This is a genomic window from Pyrobaculum organotrophum, from assembly GCF_055384425.1.
On sequence record NZ_AP042430.1, the window covers coordinates 1,139,965 to 1,157,819 of the forward strand.

The 17,855-nt window shown below is 44.0% G+C and carries 21 protein-coding genes and 2 tRNA genes; 6 read left to right on the forward strand and 17 right to left on the reverse strand.

Annotated features, from left to right (window positions below):
- Positions 1-204 precede the first annotated feature (204 nt).
- From ACZ49R_RS06900 to truD, 5 genes are all read right to left on the reverse strand, one after another.
- Positions 205-549 carry a hypothetical protein gene (locus tag ACZ49R_RS06900; protein WP_464732484.1) on the reverse strand — a complete coding sequence of 115 codons (345 nt, stop codon included), beginning with the start codon at positions 547-549 and terminating at the stop codon, positions 205-207.
- A complete protein-coding gene (locus tag ACZ49R_RS06905; RefSeq protein ID WP_464732485.1) occupies positions 528-854 on the reverse strand; it encodes a hypothetical protein in 327 nt (108 codons plus the stop codon). Before ACZ49R_RS06905 ends, ACZ49R_RS06900 begins: the two co-directional genes overlap by 22 nt.
- A gap of 69 nt (positions 855-923) precedes the next feature.
- The gene (locus ACZ49R_RS06910; protein ID WP_011762268.1) at positions 924-1,358 is read right to left on the reverse strand and encodes a 50S ribosomal protein L14; all 435 of its coding nucleotides are present in this window, start codon (positions 1,356-1,358) and stop codon (positions 924-926) included.
- Positions 1,359-1,490: 132 nt separating this feature from the next.
- Complete coding sequence (locus ACZ49R_RS06915) at positions 1,491-2,288, reverse strand: DUF362 domain-containing protein (RefSeq protein ID WP_464732486.1); 798 nt, start codon at positions 2,286-2,288, stop codon at positions 1,491-1,493.
- Between the two features lie 38 nt (positions 2,289-2,326).
- Positions 2,327-3,565, reverse strand: coding sequence for a tRNA pseudouridine(13) synthase TruD (gene truD, locus ACZ49R_RS06920; protein ID WP_011762266.1), 1,239 nt, complete (start codon positions 3,563-3,565; stop codon positions 2,327-2,329).
- A gap of 48 nt (positions 3,566-3,613) precedes the next feature.
- On the opposite strand from truD, the gene ACZ49R_RS06925 reads away from it, so the two are divergent.
- The 3 genes from ACZ49R_RS06925 to ACZ49R_RS06935 are packed head-to-tail and all read left to right on the forward strand — an operon-like array spanning position 3,614 to position 6,798.
- A complete protein-coding gene (locus ACZ49R_RS06925) occupies positions 3,614-4,444 on the forward strand; it encodes a TIM barrel protein (protein ID WP_464732487.1) in 831 nt (276 codons plus the stop codon).
- 30 nt (positions 4,445-4,474) lie between these two features.
- Positions 4,475-6,316, forward strand: coding sequence for a ribosome rescue protein RqcH (rqcH, locus tag ACZ49R_RS06930; protein ID WP_464732488.1), 1,842 nt, complete (start codon positions 4,475-4,477; stop codon positions 6,314-6,316).
- Positions 6,310-6,798 (forward strand): Mut7-C RNAse domain-containing protein, encoded by a 489-nt coding sequence (locus ACZ49R_RS06935; protein WP_464732489.1) that lies wholly within the window; start codon positions 6,310-6,312, stop codon positions 6,796-6,798. Before rqcH ends, ACZ49R_RS06935 begins: the two co-directional genes overlap by 7 nt.
- Here the strand turns inward: ACZ49R_RS06935 and ACZ49R_RS06940 are convergent.
- From ACZ49R_RS06940 to ACZ49R_RS06965, 6 genes are all read right to left on the reverse strand, one after another.
- A complete protein-coding gene (locus ACZ49R_RS06940) occupies positions 6,770-7,660 on the reverse strand; it encodes a beta/alpha barrel domain-containing protein (protein ID WP_464732490.1) in 891 nt (296 codons plus the stop codon). The two genes, ACZ49R_RS06935 and ACZ49R_RS06940, sit on opposite strands and share 29 nt — an antisense overlap.
- Positions 7,648-8,229 carry an orotate phosphoribosyltransferase gene (gene pyrE, locus ACZ49R_RS06945; protein WP_464732491.1) on the reverse strand — a complete coding sequence of 194 codons (582 nt, stop codon included), beginning with the start codon at positions 8,227-8,229 and terminating at the stop codon, positions 7,648-7,650. Before pyrE ends, ACZ49R_RS06940 begins: the two co-directional genes overlap by 13 nt.
- Positions 8,226-8,681 carry an aspartate carbamoyltransferase regulatory subunit gene (gene pyrI, locus ACZ49R_RS06950; RefSeq protein WP_464732492.1) on the reverse strand — a complete coding sequence of 152 codons (456 nt, stop codon included), beginning with the start codon at positions 8,679-8,681 and terminating at the stop codon, positions 8,226-8,228. Before pyrI ends, pyrE begins: the two co-directional genes overlap by 4 nt.
- A 32-nt stretch (positions 8,682-8,713) precedes the next feature.
- Positions 8,714-8,801: transfer RNA gene (locus ACZ49R_RS06955), tRNA-Leu, on the reverse strand.
- A 69-nt stretch (positions 8,802-8,870) separates the two neighbouring features.
- Positions 8,871-8,982, reverse strand: a tRNA-Gly gene (locus tag ACZ49R_RS06960).
- A gap of 100 nt (positions 8,983-9,082) precedes the next feature.
- Positions 9,083-10,399 (reverse strand): ABC transporter substrate-binding protein, encoded by a 1,317-nt coding sequence (locus ACZ49R_RS06965; protein WP_464732493.1) that lies wholly within the window; start codon positions 10,397-10,399, stop codon positions 9,083-9,085.
- A 73-nt stretch (positions 10,400-10,472) separates the two neighbouring features.
- Between ACZ49R_RS06965 and ACZ49R_RS06970 the strand changes: the two genes are divergently transcribed.
- Positions 10,473-11,201, forward strand: a complete 729-nt coding sequence (locus ACZ49R_RS06970) for a branched-chain amino acid ABC transporter ATP-binding protein (protein WP_464732494.1) — start codon at positions 10,473-10,475, stop codon at positions 11,199-11,201.
- A 29-nt stretch (positions 11,202-11,230) separates the two neighbouring features.
- A complete protein-coding gene (locus ACZ49R_RS06975; protein ID WP_053240280.1) occupies positions 11,231-11,431 on the forward strand; it encodes a hypothetical protein in 201 nt (66 codons plus the stop codon).
- On the opposite strand, the gene ACZ49R_RS06980 is transcribed toward ACZ49R_RS06975, so the two are convergent.
- The 5 genes from ACZ49R_RS06980 to ACZ49R_RS07000 all read right to left on the reverse strand — a co-directional run bounded on the left by ACZ49R_RS06980 (position 11,391) and on the right by ACZ49R_RS07000 (position 15,796).
- Positions 11,391-11,720 carry a DNA-directed RNA polymerase subunit K gene (locus ACZ49R_RS06980; protein ID WP_011762257.1) on the reverse strand — a complete coding sequence of 110 codons (330 nt, stop codon included), beginning with the start codon at positions 11,718-11,720 and terminating at the stop codon, positions 11,391-11,393. The two genes, ACZ49R_RS06975 and ACZ49R_RS06980, sit on opposite strands and share 41 nt — an antisense overlap.
- Before the next feature lie 49 nt (positions 11,721-11,769).
- Positions 11,770-13,431 carry a thermosome subunit alpha gene (gene thsA / locus ACZ49R_RS06985; RefSeq protein ID WP_464732495.1) on the reverse strand — a complete coding sequence of 554 codons (1,662 nt, stop codon included), beginning with the start codon at positions 13,429-13,431 and terminating at the stop codon, positions 11,770-11,772.
- A gap of 63 nt (positions 13,432-13,494) precedes the next feature.
- Positions 13,495-14,400 (reverse strand): pyruvate synthase subunit PorB, encoded by a 906-nt coding sequence (gene porB / locus ACZ49R_RS06990; protein ID WP_464732496.1) that lies wholly within the window; start codon positions 14,398-14,400, stop codon positions 13,495-13,497.
- Positions 14,397-15,551 (reverse strand): pyruvate ferredoxin oxidoreductase, encoded by a 1,155-nt coding sequence (locus tag ACZ49R_RS06995; RefSeq protein ID WP_464732497.1) that lies wholly within the window; start codon positions 15,549-15,551, stop codon positions 14,397-14,399. Before ACZ49R_RS06995 ends, porB begins: the two co-directional genes overlap by 4 nt.
- Positions 15,548-15,796 (reverse strand): 4Fe-4S binding protein, encoded by a 249-nt coding sequence (locus ACZ49R_RS07000; RefSeq protein ID WP_464732498.1) that lies wholly within the window; start codon positions 15,794-15,796, stop codon positions 15,548-15,550. Before ACZ49R_RS07000 ends, ACZ49R_RS06995 begins: the two co-directional genes overlap by 4 nt.
- A 160-nt stretch (positions 15,797-15,956) precedes the next feature.
- Between ACZ49R_RS07000 and ACZ49R_RS07005 the strand changes: the two genes are divergently transcribed.
- Positions 15,957-16,517 carry a 2-oxoacid:acceptor oxidoreductase family protein gene (locus ACZ49R_RS07005; protein WP_464732499.1) on the forward strand — a complete coding sequence of 187 codons (561 nt, stop codon included), beginning with the start codon at positions 15,957-15,959 and terminating at the stop codon, positions 16,515-16,517.
- On the opposite strand, the gene ACZ49R_RS07010 is transcribed toward ACZ49R_RS07005, so the two are convergent.
- Entirely contained in the window at positions 16,487-17,836 is a 1,350-nt protein-coding gene (locus ACZ49R_RS07010; protein ID WP_464732500.1) for a nucleotide sugar dehydrogenase, read from the reverse strand. The two genes, ACZ49R_RS07005 and ACZ49R_RS07010, sit on opposite strands and share 31 nt — an antisense overlap.
- Positions 17,837-17,855 lie beyond the last annotated feature (19 nt).

The window sequence follows — 17,855 nt, forward strand, 5'->3', positions numbered from 1 at the left end:
TGTTCACGAGGGTGTGAATGAAAGAGAAGCCCTTACAGCCTAAAAGCAGCTGAAATAAGAGACGAAGCACTTAAATCTTGATACTGAGTACTCTTTTGTGATGTAAACTCTGGGGCCTGATTTAATGACGAAACTGACCTGCCCTGATATTCCCAAAGGTTCAGCGATACCATGGAAAGCTCTATAAATGCGTCTATGTTAGACTTATGGAAGTGATGCTTGACATTTTTTCATAATATCTCTGTAGATGCGTATCCTCTTTCTCACTAGCCTAATTTTCTTCTTCAAAATCTCCATATCGCTTGGCGCAATTCCCATTGTTTTAAGCTCTCTAAGGAGAGCTATCAGTCTCATCTCCTCCTTTTTATATAGATCTATAAGGCCCTTAATTCTAAGACATTCAGCTTCTGTAGTTTCAGACTCCTCTATCTTTATCCCAAGTATTCTCTCGGCGCCGACAGGTTTTGACCTCAAGCTATGTCTCACCTTCTCTATGTCTATGCCGCCTAGGTACTGTCCTAACTTCTCTATAAGGTATTCGACTTCCATATTCTCTCCACGATTTTTTTACCAACATATTCATCGTCTTCTAAAATCTCTAGAATTTCGACGTCTACCTCTATAAGATCCTCTACTATGTCTCCTTCGTCCTCAATTTTTTCGTCTACTGTGTTAACAGAGACCCACCTCTTTGGGCTTTCGCTTTTGCTTAAGTCTATGTTTAAGAGAGTTGCAAGATGTCTAAAGTCCTCCTCACTAACTAGACTTCTTAATTTGTAAAGCGCTAGTATCTTTTTCGCCGGAGAAAGCTTAGTGAGTCTCGGCAGTAGAGTCTCTAGCTCTGACAAGGCCACGTCTATCTTATACTATAGCAATAAAAATCCAGCAGTTATAACTAAGACTCTAGAGAGTATGCTGAAAATTTAAACTATTATAGATGCTAGGTTTGCGATTGTCGGCCAACGCAATGTTGCCTCCATAGCAACAGGGCCGTGGATCTCCGACCCTTTAGGATCTCCTTCCGGAGTTACAATAACTACGGCGTTGTCTTCAAAAGCGACCCATGTTCCATCTGGTCTCCTGTAGGGCCGCCTTTGTCTCACAACAATCGCTCTAAATATCTGTTTTCTCAACTCAGGCTTCCCCTCTCGCACTACTACGACAACCATGTCGCCAACGCCTGCGCCAGGGATCCTCCGATGCACTGTCTTTGAGTAATGACCTACAACACCTATAACGCGGACAAGTCTAGCGCCAGAGTTGTCTGCAACCGGCACTAAGCTGTTTAAGAATATACCCGGAGTGACGTGGAATCTATAAGACACGCCCACTGTTCTCTTGCCGCCACGTTTTGCCATAGCCGCATATTTGCTGATATTTATATATTTTTATCAAGTACTTTTAAAGCGGACAATAAGAGTCAATTAAAGTTTTATAACATCAGTCCGTCCGTCGTCACTCATCTATCATCCACCAACGCATTCATCATGTTATCCTCTTTTCCAACTGAGGAGTATCCCGATGTTACTCGTAAGCTTTATTTGAATTTTGTTTTCTTCCAGAAGCCTTGGCGGCTTTATCTTTGGCCAAGAGCCGCCGAAGTAGAAATATAGGTAGCCCAAGTCCTCTGGGTTTACGCCAAGGGCTTGCGCTGTTATATAGTCAACTTCGCCACAGTTTTCGCCGGTTACTATCACCCCCCAGTATCTCTGAAATCCCTTTATGGGCCCATCGCCCTCAATGACAAATTTACCATCTGTAAGACAAAAGGTGTTTTTTTCTAATTTGTAGATATTTGCAATATATTTATAAAGCGCTCTAAAACCTTCGTAAAGATTTTGTGCGTCTTTTGGCTCTAGTACTTGTAGAGCGGCGGTGGGCATTGTTAAATACAGAATAGTCTGAGGGTGGCTTACAGGTATTGCTACAACTATTTTTGTGAGAGACTCTTCGAAAGCCGCCCTGAGCGCCCTAACGGTAATTTTTGTGCCTCTAGACGTTTCAAGTTCTATCTTATAGTCCACATGTTGTTGAGGCTGTATTATTCTAGCGCCGTATTTAGCGGCAAGTTTTTCCAAGCCCATAATTTTCACTGCTTTTTCAAAATAAGACTTAGGCATGGAGAATGTTATAGATACGTCCTTCCCTTGCAGAGTCTGTAGTAAAGTCTCTATCAGCTCGGGACGGGGGTTCGCTTGAGATGGTATATAGCTGTGCACCGCCAGTATTATTAATGCGTCTCTCTTTGGTATTGGAATCTCGGCGTCTGCCGGATATGCGTCAACCACGTCTAAATATTAAATCCAGAAATAAAATATTTCCACGGCTAAAACCCATGTCTATAAGGTTCCTCGGGTTTTACAACCTCCCTGAGAATTACAGTGGCATAACTACCCCTTGGTAGAGTGAAACTGACCGTTACTTCTTTATCTACAGCGTATCTAAAATCCCTTAGAGTTAGGACAACCTTCCTATAGCCTCCATATACCCTGAGTCCTCTCGGCATTTTTAAAAACATAGACGGCTCTACCCCCTCTCTCTTTAATAACTGCAATACAGCTTCTCCCACTTTACCCCTGGGCATCTTTACGCCGACGCCAACGGTTGGCAATACTACCTCGCCGCCGAGACCTTCTGCGTAGTGTACAACCTGTCCGTTAATTTCGACTAAGTCGCCCTCTATTGGCCTATTCAAAGGACCTAACTCCATGCGTTTAGATAGAAACAAGTTGAAGAGATAGGATTGTAAAGCCTCTACATATATCCGAAGTATTTGAATCGGTATAGACATGATGGCGTTCCACAAGTCTAAACCTCTCAAAAGTCCCCTCAATACGGCTCTTTCTTCTATAAACCTTTTTGGAAATATCTCTAGGGCTCTCCGATAGTCTCCTTTACAAGCCGCTTCTCTCGCTTTTTTTGCGACGTCAGATTCGTAGGCGAAAATTTTACAAAACATAATGTCGAAGAACTCTTCTGCGTCTTTTTTTACAAGCGCCTTGCCTAAGAGGTGACTGACCGGCCGTATAGTTCCAAAACGTTGATAGCCATAGTAATTTGGCAAAGCGATATATTGGAGCGTCTTTAGCGTAGCCTCTGCACAATCTACTTTCTCAACATTGCGAAGTGTTATGGTAAATCTATTGCCATAGATTAGAGATGGCGTTATAGGCTTGTCCATAGGCCAGAAGCTGAGGAACTCCACATTACGTATCTTTGGCAAATTTGTCACATCCCCTCTTATAGATATTATCTGTGATGTGACTGCTCTGGTGTCTTTGATCCCCCCTATAGATATGTCTCTGGCTTTTAGGCCGAGCGTCTTAGCTAGATATAAAAGTAGCTTCAATGTGTCAGTATTCTTTTTAACGACGTGAATCCATGTCCAACTTCCCACTCTTGGCTTTAGAGAGATGCCTGTGAGCGCTACCACTGTGCCATCTTTAAGCACCTCCTCTACTATAAAATCCTCAGGTCTCGCCTTTATTACGCCGCCAGCGGGACATGTATCAGTAACGTAGTACAACATTCCAAGACTTTTATCAAAAGGCGGAGCCTCTATCACAACAACATACAGACACCACCTTAAATAATGGATACCGTTTTTGAATTAATGGCTAGAGTTTATCTAGGGCCCGCTGGCATTCCACAATATGTCGCAAAAGCTAGGTCTACTCTTGACGCAGTGCGTGTTGTTAGAGAGTTGGGGTTAAACGCGATGGAGGTAGAGTTTGTACAAGGCGTTAGAATGTCGAGAGAACTTGCCAAACAAGTCGGCAAGGCGGCGCAGGAGTATAACATCAAACTTTCTGTACATGCGCCATATTTCATCAACCTCTGTTCTGAAGAGACAGATAAAGTTGAGAAGTCTAGACAAAGGCTAGTAGATTCGCTTGATAGAGCATATTATATGGGGGCTTGGATTGTGGTAGTTCACGCTGCATATTACGGCAAACTAGGGCCTCAGAAATGTTATGAAAAAGTAAAGGAGGAGTTAGAAAAGGCGTATAAAGAGTCGGGGGTGGGATCCGGCGTATATGTCGGCGTAGAGATCACTGCACGGACGAATCAATTTGGGAGTATTGAGGAGACGTTTAAATTGGCTAAGGAGCTGCCATTTGTTACGCCAGTGGTCGACTGGGGGCATTTATACGCTAGAAATAACGGCGTTTTAAACTATGGCGAAGTATTAGATCTTTGGACTAAGGAGTTTGGAGACAGACACATGCATACACACTTTACGTCTATTCGATACCGCAACGGGAAATATGTAGATGAACACGAGCCCATTGAACGTAATATGCCGCCTTTTGAGCCTTTGGCAAAAGAGCTGAGCGCCAGGGATATAACTATTACACTTATATGCGAATCGCCGTTGTTAGAAAAAGACGCACTTTTGATGAAAGAAATTCTTGAAAAACATGGAGTGAGACTAGCTACCTAAACTTTTTCTATATCTAACAATTTACATAATGTGAAGAAAGTTGTCACGGCGTTAGATCTTCTAGCTTCAGCTGTAGAGATGTCTAATCTGGTCAACAATAGAGTTGAAAATATATACAAGACAGGAGCTGGGTTTTTGTTTAAATTTACATCTGGGTTTATGACTATAACTAAGTTTAGGGCTTCTCTAACTGGTGTTATACCTGAAAAAAGCCACGAGGGGGCTGAAACACTCAGGGGGTTGTTTCGAGGTGAAAAGCTAGTAAAAGTTTACATGCCTCGTTTTGACCGTATTTTAGAACTTGAGTTTGTGTCTGGAAAAATAATTATCGAACTGATAGAGCCCTTTAACATTGTGTCTGTCAGAGATGGAAAGATAGTATGGCTTTTACATAGCTATAGAGGTAGAGACCGCGAATTAAAGCCGGGCCTGTCCTACGTTTATCCACCGGCGGCATTTATTGATATCTTTACTGCAGATGTTAACGCTATTGAGAAGGCAATAGACCCTGGCGATGTAAAGAAGAGCTTAATTAGACGTCTGGGCACAGGTCCTGAGCTTGCAGAAGAGCTTATCGCACGAGCAGACTCTTCGCCGAGAGCTCTTGCGGAGACGCTGAAGATTATTGTAGATCAGATACGCATTGGCAAAATAGAGCCCACGGTATGTATAAAAGAGAATATTCCTGTCACAGTCCTCCCTATAAGACCCACCGCCATACAATGCGACGAGTTAAAACAATTCACGCATTTTTGGGAAGCCCTAGATTACTACTTTTCTCCAATGGAACTGGGGTCTACTCTCATCCAAGAGACTCAGGAGTTAATACAGAGACGTAAAAAGCTGGAAACAACAATAGCAGAACTAGAGAAGAAGATCCCCGAGTATAGGAAGGAGGCGTCTCTTCTGAAAACTACTGCTCATAAACTTCTGATGTATAAATCAGAGATAGAAGATGCATTAAGGGGTTACGAGACTAGTATACGTGTAGTATACGTAAACAAGAGGGTAAAAATAGAACTTCCTGATGGCACAGTTGTAGAACTTGAGAAAGACATCCCAGTGGGACGTCAAATATCGCAGATGTTTGAACATGCAAAAGAGTTAGAAGAAAAGGCGAATAAGGCGGCACAGGTTGTGGAGAAACTCAGAAGAGACTTGGCTAAGTTAGAAGAGGAGATACATCGCGCCGAGGAGAAAGTTAAGTCTTCTGTAAAAATAGTTGTTAAAAGGGCTTGGTTTGAGAAATTTCGCTGGTCTATTACCACAGGTAAGAGACCGATAATTGGGGGTAGAGACGCGTCGCAAAATGAGACTATTGTAAGAAAATACCTTAGGGAACACTACCTCTTCTTTCATGCAGATATCCCAGGCGCTTCAGTGGTTGTAATGCCCCCATCAGAGGACCCCCTTGAGTTATTACAAACTGCACAGTTTGCCGCTGCATATAGCAAGGCATGGAAAATTGGGATACATTCAATAGATGTATACTACGTCCGCGGCGAGCAAGTCTCTAAACATGCGCCCGCCGGCCAATATCTTGCCCGTGGCTCGTTTATGATATATGGCAAAAGGGAGTATATTAGACACGTCCGTTTAGAGCTGGCAGTGGGTTGTAGAAAAGATGGAGATATCTATAGAGTAGTGGCGGCACCGCCAAAATCGGCGCAACTATTAGCCGATAGATACGTTATTATATCGCCAGGCGGCGTAGAAAAGAGCAAATTAGGTAGAGAGCTAGCCAAGAAGTGGGGGGGATGTTCTCTCGAAGAGATAGTAGCCGTTATCCCCGGCCCCTCACAGATAGCTGAGGAGGGGCGGGGATCGCCCCTCTCTTGGGAGGAAGTGGAGAGAGTCTTTGCCACGTGGTAGACTGCGAAATAAAAGGCATGCCATATCTCCACTGTATATATATAGACTCTATGTTGGGGTGGCTAGCCCGTATGTTACGTATTCTATTTGGACTCAAGGTGATATACAGCTCAGACTTGGGGGATACAGAGCTCTTAAATACAGAATGTCTAGTAGTTACGCGAGATGAGGAGCTCTATAAAACAAGGAGAGGTCCCACTATTTTAATAAAGACAGACGACCACGTTAAGTGGATATCTATATTTCTAAGACTTGGTTTAAAACCTTTTGAGAAATCTAGGTGTCCACTTTGCGGAGGCGACGTTGTCGAAGTAAGTTGTAGAGAAGCGGAAAAGGCTGTGGGCCATAGGATATTTAGCGAAAAATGTTGGCGTTGCACATCTTGTGGACGCTATTACTGGGTTGGCGCACACTGGCGCCGCTTGAAGAAACTTGTTGAAGAAGCCTATGAGACTACTCTCGACTGTATAAACATCGGTTAAGTATCTTTAGGATATATGGAGTAAAGTAGAGTATTGATGTTAAAATTTCGGCGGCATTTGCATATTTCAAAACCTCTCTTAGTTGGCTACAGGAGAAGAGACCGCCGCTGTATATAATGGGGATATCCGGCCCTGCGGCTTCTCTGACTTTTACTAGAAGTCTAAAGCCATATTTATATAGTAAGAGACCACTAAGGCCTCCCCTTCCTACGCTTATTCGATTGTCCTCTATTGGGAAGGTATTTGTAACCACAAGCCCCCACCCGAGCCTTCTGACATCTCTTATGACAGAGGCTACATCTACAGAGGGGCCGACTTTAATAAACATAGGCATGTCTATATCTATAAGCTCTGGTAAATCGCGCCAAAGTCCTTTATATGTTGGACTAGATATATTTACCTCAACTGCTGTTGGTTTATAACGCCGGAGGTATATAAGTTGTGTTAAAAAATCCTCCTTTGTAAAGCCAGCTATACTTATAAATATTGGATAATTTAAGTTCGTCAATTTGTGTAAAACTGCGGCTATGCCAGGGCTGTTAAGCCCCATGGCGTTTACAAGAGAATATGGCCAAATTCTAGCTACTCTAGGCGGTTTATTCCCCCGGCGTTTATACGGGAGTGTAGAACCCACCACTATGAATCCGGGACAGAAAAAAGAGAGAAACCGAGAGTATCTCCCCGTCTTATCTAAACCGGCCGCTACGCCGACAGGCCCACAAACTTTTACATCGCCAATTTCCCACTGTTGTACACAACGACATGTAGGGAGTGGCAGAGAAAATAGAAGTGAGCCCAGCCTATGGCTTATCTCTGGGTGTACATAATGTAGAAGACGGCCGATAATTATTAACAACGCCATTGTGCCAAATAGTTGATGACCGAACGGTATTGTTCCTCATCTATATAATCTTTAAGCCTATCTAACAGACCCCTCATCTTATATACGCTATACACTTCTACCCCCGTCGCAGTTTTTATATTTCTGGAACCACATTGTTCTCTGTCTAGAAATACAACAGCTCCGGCCACAATGCCACCGGCTGATCTTATAGCATTTATAGCTCCAATAATGCTCTTCCCTGTGGTTAAAACATCGTCTATTACTACAACCTCCCTTCCTGAGACTTCTGCGCCTTCTATCAAACGACCGGTCCCATGTTCTTTGGCCTCCGGTCTTACATAACTAATGGGCTTACCTAGAGTATAGCCTAGAATTGAAGCATACGGAATTCCACCTGTAGCTATCCCCACAATTATGTCAAATTTCAGTCTCAAGAGGATTTCACGATATTGTTCAATCACCCAGCGGAGTAATTCGGGCTCTCCTAAGACATTACGTAGGTCTATGTAAAACGGGCTTTCTAAACCGCTTGACAGTCTAAATATGCCGAACTTCACTACGCCAAGCTCTAAAAACTTCTCTATCATATCAAATCGCTTAACTCATGATATCTGCCACAATATGCGCAGATAAAGAGAGGCGGCTCTCTCCTCACTAGATAAAAAGTAGGCTCTACAGGCTCTCTAGGCGCGTTAGTTATACAGGTGGGGTTTCTACACTTAAACTTCCCTCTGATTACCTCAGGAGGCGTCACCTTAAACTTCTTAACCACCCTAAAGTCCTCTATGATATTTATCGTCGCCGTGGGGGCTACTGCTGAGATTATATTTACCTCTTCTGGTGTTAATTCGCGATCCTCTATCTTTATAATATCCTTCTTCCCCAGTTTTTTAGATTCCACATTCATTACCAGCGCAATACGGACGCCCTCTTTTCCCGTAATTCCTAAAATACGTAATACTGCAAGCGCTCTGCCAGCAGGTATGTGGTCTATGACGGTACCACTCTTTATTTTACTAACTATAAGCTCCCTAGACATTAACAACATTACGGGACCAGTTAATAAAGACTTGGTGCGGGGGGTGGGATTTGAACCCACGCAGGCCTACGCCACAGGGTCTTAAGCCCTGCCCCTTTGACCTGGCTCGGGCACCCCCGCCTTAAATCCTCTCTACCTGAGATTTTAAATTTTTGTGCCTATCGTGACTAGGCAAGTGTCTGGGGAACATGCGGCGGCCGGGATTTGAACCCGGGATCAACGGCTTGGGAGGCCGCCATCCTACTCCGGGGCAGTGGGCTTTAACTCCCCCACTGTCCAAACCAGACTAGACTACCGCCGCGTAGCTCTTTATTTTTTCCATTTTTAAATTTTTACTGCGAAGACGCCTTTGCAGAGTTGTCAACATAAACGTCGTGGGAAAAACCGCTTTATTAGATTTCTTACTTTCCGTAGAAGTACTGTTTACCTTCTGGAGTGAACTCTATAGAGTCTTTATCGTAGTCATAATATCCCACTTCTATATACGTAGAGGTGCCGTTCTTTATAGTGACGCCCCATAGTAAGAAGTTCGGATTAGCTCTATCTCCGTTTTCATCTAGGATAACCACGCCTGTGGCGCCCTTGTAGCGGCCTTCTCTACCCCATTGTTCTAGTGTGGCGCGTACCTTGTCTGGATCGTCTGTGCCTATCGAGGCCATTATTTCGCCAAGCATTTTAATTACATCATAAGATTGAGGAGCTGGTGTTATAGGCTCTGCTCCACATTTAGCCTTGAACTTTCTATAGAACTCCTTGTACTCAGGCGTAGTTGGAAGCGCCCAATTAGCCGTGCCCACTATTTTGCCCTTTGCCATCACAGCCCCGCCTTCCTGTAGTAATATGGGAGAAAATGCCATGCCCTCAGTACCTATTAACCTGGCTTTTGATAAAATGGGGTCTTGGCCTATTGCTTTAAGTACTACGGCGCCGTCGTCTTCAAAAGAAACGATTACAAGCGCAAAGTCCGGCCCCACGAGGTCTTTAACTTCGGCAGATATCTTCCTAACAGCCTCAGGCGCGGCTTGTGGAAACGCCTTAGGATCTGGGTCGTAGGCTGCCACTGAGACAAGCTTAAAGCCGCGTCTTGTAGCCTCTTTTTGTAACTCAATATATAGACCCTCTCCATAGGGGTCTTTTCTATATATTAAGGCGACATTTTTTACACCTAGCTCTTTTAAAATAGCGCCTATTGCTCTTGTTTGTTTGGCGTCTGTACCCACAATTCTATACAGCCAGTCGTTAGGTATGGCGAGTAGAGAAGAGGTAGACCACGCGCTAAATAGGATAATCTTGTTCTGATCTGCAAAAGGCTTTTCTCCAGAAGCCTCTCTACTTGTGAGACCCGCGTGGACGGCTCTTACGCCCTTTGCATATAACGTCTGTAGTTTTTGTAATGCAACATTAGGATCTAGCTGTGTATCTTCTACATATAGTTCAAACTTATACCCCTTATTTGCGTATTCCGAGTTGAGGTCATCTATGGCTAGTTGTGCGGCGCATTGCGCCAACTTAGCATAGCTACTAAAACCGCCAGTAAGGGGTAGTAAGGCGCCTAGTTTGAAAACTTTCTGGGCTGTTGGAGGAGACGTAGTAAGTGTTTGCGTTGGCGTAGGAGTAGTTGTCGCAGAGGGGGCTTGACCCCCTGTTGACATCAGAATCCCAATTATAGCTAGCAAAATCACTATACCTATTGCTAAGTACAGAGTTTTAGTTGCCATAAGTATATTGTATCTTAAGGATATTTATCATTTCCCTCCTAGAAGGCTTATTAAGAAAGAGTTTTTAAGACGCATGGCGGAGGTTTTAAGAGTTGAGAAGCTTGAAGCTGGATATGGTAAGTTTCACGTCCTTTTTGGAGTTGATATTGTAGTAAACTCAGGGGAGATTGTCGTTTTGTTGGGGCCTAACGGCGCTGGTAAGTCAACTCTGTTAAATAGCATAGTGGGTATGGCCGACGTATATTCTGGCAGAATAACTCTACTGGGCCACGACGTTACAGGCAAGCCGCCGCACGAGGTTATGAAATTAGGTGTTGCTTACGTAATGCAGTCGCCAAATAACTTTGGCACGCCGAATATATTCGGCGAACTTACAGTATTTGAAAACTTAATAGCTGCATCTGCGGGTCTGTCTAAAAAAGATGTTCTAAAAAGAGTCGAGGAGATATATGAAATATTCCCTAGGCTAAGGGAGTTGCGGGATAGGAAGGCAAAGTTTTTATCAGGCGGCGAGAGACAGATGCTAGCCATAAGTTTGGGCTTGATGAAAAATCCGAAGTTACTTATGTTAGATGAACCCACTGCAGGACTTGCGCCGAAGTTAGTAAGCGAGTTTTTCTCTGTTATTAAAGACATAAGAGACAAGTTTGGGATCTCCATATTACTTGTCGAACAAAACGCCAAGAAGGCATTAGAAATAGGCGATAGGGCTTATGTCTTAGTAACAGGCAGGATAAGATACAGCGGAGATGCAAAATCTATAGATGAAGATAGGTTAGCAAAGCTATTTCTTGGGCAGTAGTTATAAAAGGCTGTATTTGAAAAAGTTCCATGGAGGTGCCACAGGGGAGATATAAAATATTTAGGACAAAAAAGTACATAATCTATTACTTATTAGACGATGTTGAAATTAGGAGTAGCCCAGAGAAAAAAATTGTAAAGGGGGGACATGAATTTTATTACTTCGGCGATGTCGTGTTAATAAAGCCAATTAAAGAGTTTTCTCAAGCTCGAGGAGTTCTCTCAGCCTAATCTTTATAGCTTTCCCATCTGGAAATTCTCTTACAATTATGAAGTCAAGAAGTCCACGTCTAAACTCCTCTAGAGCTATTAATACGGGGTCTGTCGTGCCGAGTTCTCGTATGTCGATCTTCGGTTGCGCTCCCATTGCTAACTGTAGCGCTCTAGCGCCTATGATACGCGCAATCTCGTATTTAGTAAGGCGAGGCGGATAGAAATCTCTCTTGACTAAAGCTCGCTCTAGGAGTTCTACTAGCTTGTTTATTCGCTCTAGGAGTTCTGACGTAGATAAAGTCTCCACAGCAAGTGGCAAATAAATCCGGTATATAACATTTACAGGTTGGGAAAAACTAGTCGAATTTAGTTTCGCTCTTCTCCTCTCCCTCTTCTCCCTCTTTCTTGCCCTTCTTTTCCTCTTTCTTTGGCGCGCCTGCGGCTATAATGTCATCAATACGCAGAATCATTATGGCGGCTTCTACAGCAGATTTGATGACTTGCTTTTTCACAAGTAACGGATCCCATACATTGAGCGCCGCCATGTCGGCGATTTTGCCACCATATACATCAATACCGGTGGTAATCTCGCCATTGTCGTGTCTACGTCTAAGCTCTGCTATAGCATCTACTGGATCTAGTCCTGCTGTAAGCGCTAGGATTGTCGGAATGTGCTCTAGGGCGTCGGCGAATTTAAGTGCAGCTAACTGCTCTTTGCCAGGCAGTTTTCTAGCGAATTCTCTAACTCTTCTAGCGACTTCAATCTCAAAGGCGCCTCCGCCAGGCACTATCTTCGGCTCTCTAAAGAGATCGCGTGCAACATGGAGACCATCTTGGAGAGACCTTTCAACTTCGTCTAATATCCTGTCGCTACCGCCGCGCACTAATATAGTTACAGCTCTTGGGTTTGGTATATCTTCTACAAACACCATCTTTTCTTCGCCTACTTTTCTCTCCTCTACTAATCCCGCAGTGCCTAAGTCCTCTGGTCTGGCGTCTTTAATAGATGTAATTATCTTAGCGCCTGTGGCTCTCGCAAGTTTCTCAATGTCGCTACGCTTTACTCTTCTAACAGCCATAATGCCTTTCTTTGCTAAGAAGTGTTGTGCAACCTCGTCTATGCCCTTCTGAGTTATTACTACATTGGCACCTATTGAGGCCAAGTGGTCAACATATGATTTCAAAATCTCCGCCTCTTGGTCAAGAAACGCCTTAATTTGATCTGGGCTTGTTACAGATATCTTTGTAGTCCACTCTGGTTTCTCTATCTCAAGCGGGGCGTCGAGAATAGCTATTTTAGCGTTAGTTATACGTTTAGGCATTCCTGGATGTACAACCTCTTTATCTAGCACTATGCCCCTTACAAGTTGCGTCTCATATATAGACTTGCCCTTCTTTTTCTCAATTTTAACCCAGTCTAAATCTAGATATGGCTTTCCGTCTCTTGTTTCAACGGCTTGTAGAGCTGCTTCTACAACTATATTTGCCAAGTAGTCTCTAGTTTCGGCAACTACTTTTGAAGAGAGAGCGTTGGAGACTACTTTTAAGAGTTGCTCCTTAGTGAGCTCAACTGGTTTTGCAATCTCTTCAGCAACTTTAAGGGCGTAATCAGCTGCCTTCTTGTAGCCATCTATGACGATAGTGGGGTGTATACCCTCTTCTAATAGCTCTTCGCCAAGTTCAAGTAGTTTGCCTGCAAGAACTACAACAGTAGTTGTGCCATCGCCAACTTCGGCATCTTGAGCTTTGGCAACTTCGATTAATAGCTTTGCGGCCGGGTGTTGTACTTCCATCTCTTTTAAAATTGTGGCGCCATCGCCTGTTATTGTTACATCGCCAAAGGCATCGATCAACATTTTGTCCATGCCTCTGGGTCCTAGCGATGTAGCTAAAATCTCGGCTATAACCTTAGCGGCTTGTATATTGGAGCGACGGGCGTCTACGCCTGTCGTTCTCTGACTCCCCTCTTTTAATATCATGATGGGGACCCCTGTCCTAGGAGCTTGCGTTTGTGACATGGTTTGACAAAAATTGTGCATATAAAAATTTTTCGCAAAAATCGCAAGGCGGTGTGTAATAAGTTAACGACGTGAGAAAGATTGTGAGAGCGCAAGTATAGTCTGCCATTTATCTTCTAGGTCTTCTTCCAGCGCTTTAATATCGTCTTCAGTAAGATGGGCAAATCTACCCTGTAGTTTCAAATATTCTGACAATGGTCTCCTCTTTGTTTTATCGGCGTATATCGTACTCGGTGGGTTTAATCTAAACTGCCCGTGGTCGTATTCCCACAATATCCAAGCGCCTGTCTCTACAGCAAGTCTTGCAACTTCTACGGTTTTTGCAGGGTCAAATCTCCAGCCGGGGGGACAAGGGGTATGGAGGTGTATAAATTTAAAACCGTCTATCTCAGTAGCTCTCTTCAGCTTTCTATAGAAATCTTGTGGATACGCGATACTGGCCGTGGCTACGTAGGGCACTCCGTGCATAGCCATAAGGAGGGCTACATCTTTTTTCCTCTCGCGTTTTCCAGCCGGAGTTGTTGTAGTCCAAGCAGCGCGCGGCGTTGAGCTACTACGTTGTATGCCTGTGTTCATATACGCCTCGTTGTCGTACATGATGTAGATTATATTACTATTTCTCTCTGCGGCACCGCTCAAGGTTGCAAAACCAATATCCGCAGTACCGCCGTCGCCAGCCCATACAACTACATGTCCCTTTATGCTGAGTGTTTTAAATGCTTCTGCCACGCCTGTAGCTACTGCAGCAGAAGAGGCAAATGGTACATTTAAAATGGGTATCGCAATGCCGGTTTTCGGAGCTAGGCCTTGGACAACAGATGCGCAACTCGCTGGTATTACTAGCACAGACTCGTCGCCAATCGCCATGCCCAAGACCTTCAAGCCTATCATCATACCACACCCAGCACACGCCGCATTGCCTGGTAGTATGTATTTTTTCTTCGGCAACTGATCTATACGGAAGCTCATATTATGAACTCTAGTTCTCTGTATCTCCCCTCGACAGCATTTCGTATCGTCTCATAAAATCTATGACTATCAAAGTCTACGCCCGCTATACCGGCTATTATGTTTATTGTCTTTGGCCTAGAGACTAGGGAATTAATCTCGATGCCCAAGATTCCCCCAAGGGGAGTTATATCTCTGTCATATATGATAACGGTATCATAATCTTCAAGCTTTTCCACCTCCTCCCTTGGGAAAGGTCTAATGAATCTCAGCCTCATGAGACCAATAGACATGCCGTCTTTTCTTAAAGCGTTGACTGCGTGTTTAGCATCACTACACCAAGCGCCGGCGCAAACCACGATGTGTTTAGCATCTTCTGCTCTATACCACTCCACAAGTCCTCCATATCTTCTGCCTGTAATTTTTCCATATTCTTCATCAATATGGTTGATAATCTTCTTAGCCTTCTCATGTGCTTCATATACTGTCGATACCTTATGCCTAGCATGAATCTTGTTGTCAGAGGGCAAGTTACCAAATGTAATAGGCTCCCCAGGGCGGAGTAATAACGGTATATCTGGTTTACGCGGCGGTAGGAAGTAGTCCACTATTTCTTGTTGTGGTATCTCCACAGGCTCTGTGGAGTGGCTAAGTATGAAACCGTCTACTCCAATGGCAACGGGGAGAATTGCCGTCTCTGCTATTTTAAACGCTTGTATTGTTAGATCAAAGGTCTCTTGTACAGTCTCGGCCATTGCTATAATCCAACCTGAATCTCTGAGAGTGAGAATATCGTTATGTTCTACGTGGATATTCCAAGGGGGCCCTATGGTACGTGTTACTACGGCCATAACTACAGGCGCTCTACTAAGCGCAGTCCACCAAGTGACTTCATACATATATAAAAGGCCGTGTGACGAAGTTGCTGTAAAAGCCCTCGCGCCAGCCATTGCAGCGCCATAAACCACAGACATAGCGGCGAACTCTGACTCCACATTTACAAAACGCGCATTTAACTCTCCTCTCTCTACAAACTCAGCGAGTTTTTCGACAATTGACGTCTGTGGTGTAATAGGATATGCCGCTATCACATGCGGCTTAGCCATTTTAACTGCATACGCCACTGCATAATTCCCTGTCAGAGCTGTTTTTTGTACTGAAAGTGTTTTCATACCCCTTCTGGAACCATGTCAATAGCTTTTACAGGGCAGACATTTGCGCAGATTCCACACCCCTTGCAATAGGTATAGTCTATCTGTATCTTCTGTCCCCTCTCCCATTCAATTACCGACTCGGGACAGTAGAGCCAACATAATCCACAATCTATACATTTCTCAAGTTTAATCACGGGTCTATAAACACGCCAAGTGCCTGTTATGCCGGCCGACGCTAGCGCAGGTTTAGATATGGGTAACACGCTTTTTTCTCGTTCCCCATTTATATATTTTATATTGGTATATAGAACCGTAATACATGAAGCTAGTTTGTATAAAATACAAGTCTCTGACTATGTACACTATATTATTGCATTTTAAACTAAGTAGAAAAAATTATAAATGTATGTAATTAGAAACACTGTGTACGAAGTTATCTTTTTAGGAAGAGGGGGACAAGGGGCTGTAACAGCAGTTCAACTATTAGCCCACGCAGCAGCACTTGAGGGTAAGAAGGCGCAGGCATTGCCGGAATTTGGAGCAGAGAGAAGAGGAGCTATTGTAAAAGCATATCTGAGAATCGGCGAAGTTCTTCTTCACTCTTCGATTAAAAAAGCCGACTACGTAATTGTGCTAGATGGACGTATTATAGATCAAATAGATGTAAAACAATACGGCAAAGAAGGCGCTACGTACATAGTAAATACAAAAAACCCAGCCGACTGGTATATATCAATAGATGCCACGTCAATAGCTCTTAAACACGGCCTAGTTGTCGCCGGATGGCCTGTGGTAAATTTAATAATGGCTGCCGCGTTTGCGGCTGTTAGTGGCGCAGTCTCTCTGGAAAGTTTACTAAAAGCTACAGCTGAGTACGTCCCTAAGAGATATCTAGAGGCAAATATCAAAGCTATTGTTGAGACTTATGACATTGTGAAAAAATTAAAAATAAGTCAGGGCCAATTCCCCGAGTCTATCGCGTAGATCTCCATATCTGGTATTAATACACCTCTGGCGTCTATAACCACAGGGGTCTTCATGTATTTAGCGATCTTGCTTGCCTCTATACGGTACATAGAGTGATCTGTAGACACTACTACTATGTCCGCCCCCTTTACAGCAACTTCTAGGTCTTGTGTAAGCACAACGCCCCACGTGGATAATTGACGGTCTTGCCTTATATATGGGTCGTGTACCACAATCTGTGTAGGTTTAATACCAAGCTTAAGCAACGTTGCTATTACGCCATAGGTGGGACTCTCACGAGAATCATCAACATCCCCCCTAAACGCGAGCCCCAATATCGTTATTTTTGCCGTAGCAGGGTTAATGCCGTGTTTTAACATGGCGCGGAGTATTGCAAACGCCACCTCCTCTGGCTGTTTTTCATTTATCTGCCTAGCGAGATATGTCAGTCGTAACTCTACGCCGTATTTCGCCGCAGTCCACATTAAGAAGTATGGATAGACCGGTATGCAATTGCCCCCCACGCCAGTGCCAGGCTTATGTACGTGGCTATATGGCTGGCTGTTTGCCGCCTCTCGAGCCCTTCTAAAAGAAATCCCCATGGCATTTGCTAGTTTGGCCATTTCATTAGCTAATGCAATATTGACATCTCTATATACGCCCTCTAGGAGTTTTTCGAATTCTGCCTCTTTTACACTCCGTAATGTTATAACGCCCTTTTTAGATATAAGTCTATATAGTTCCGCAGCCTCCTCTGTACTTCTAGGCCCAATTCCGGCGACTATTTTAGGGTAGTTTTCTGTAATATCCCGCAGCGCATGGCCAACCATGATACGTTCTGGGCTGTAGGCTAGGTAGAAATCTTCTTCTGCGACAAGACCTGAGACCCCCTCTAGTATAGGCTTTACTACATCTTCTGTTGTACCTGGCGGAACGCTAGACTCTACGATGACTAAGTCTCCCCTCTTAAGACCAGCGCCTATAGCTCTGCTTGCGGATGTTAAGGCCGAAAAGTCTACCTCTACTGCAATAGGTGACTTCTTAAGGTAGACAGGCACCGCAATTATCTTAACATTGCTCCTAATAGAGGCTATTATTCCATCGGTAGTCGCCTGAAATTTACCGCTTTTTATAGCCGATGTGAGAGTCTCAACAACGTCGGTTTCTGGAAATTCCACCACGCCTCCGTTCAACTTCTCTACTTTTGAAAGATCTACGTCAACGCCGATAACCCTAGCTCCCGCAAGCACCCACGCCGCAGACAGCGCAAGTCCTACATAGCCCAAGCCGTAGATCGCTACTGTTAACTCACCCCTCTTTAAGAGGTCTGCCAGCATGGCACTCTTAGGGATAATG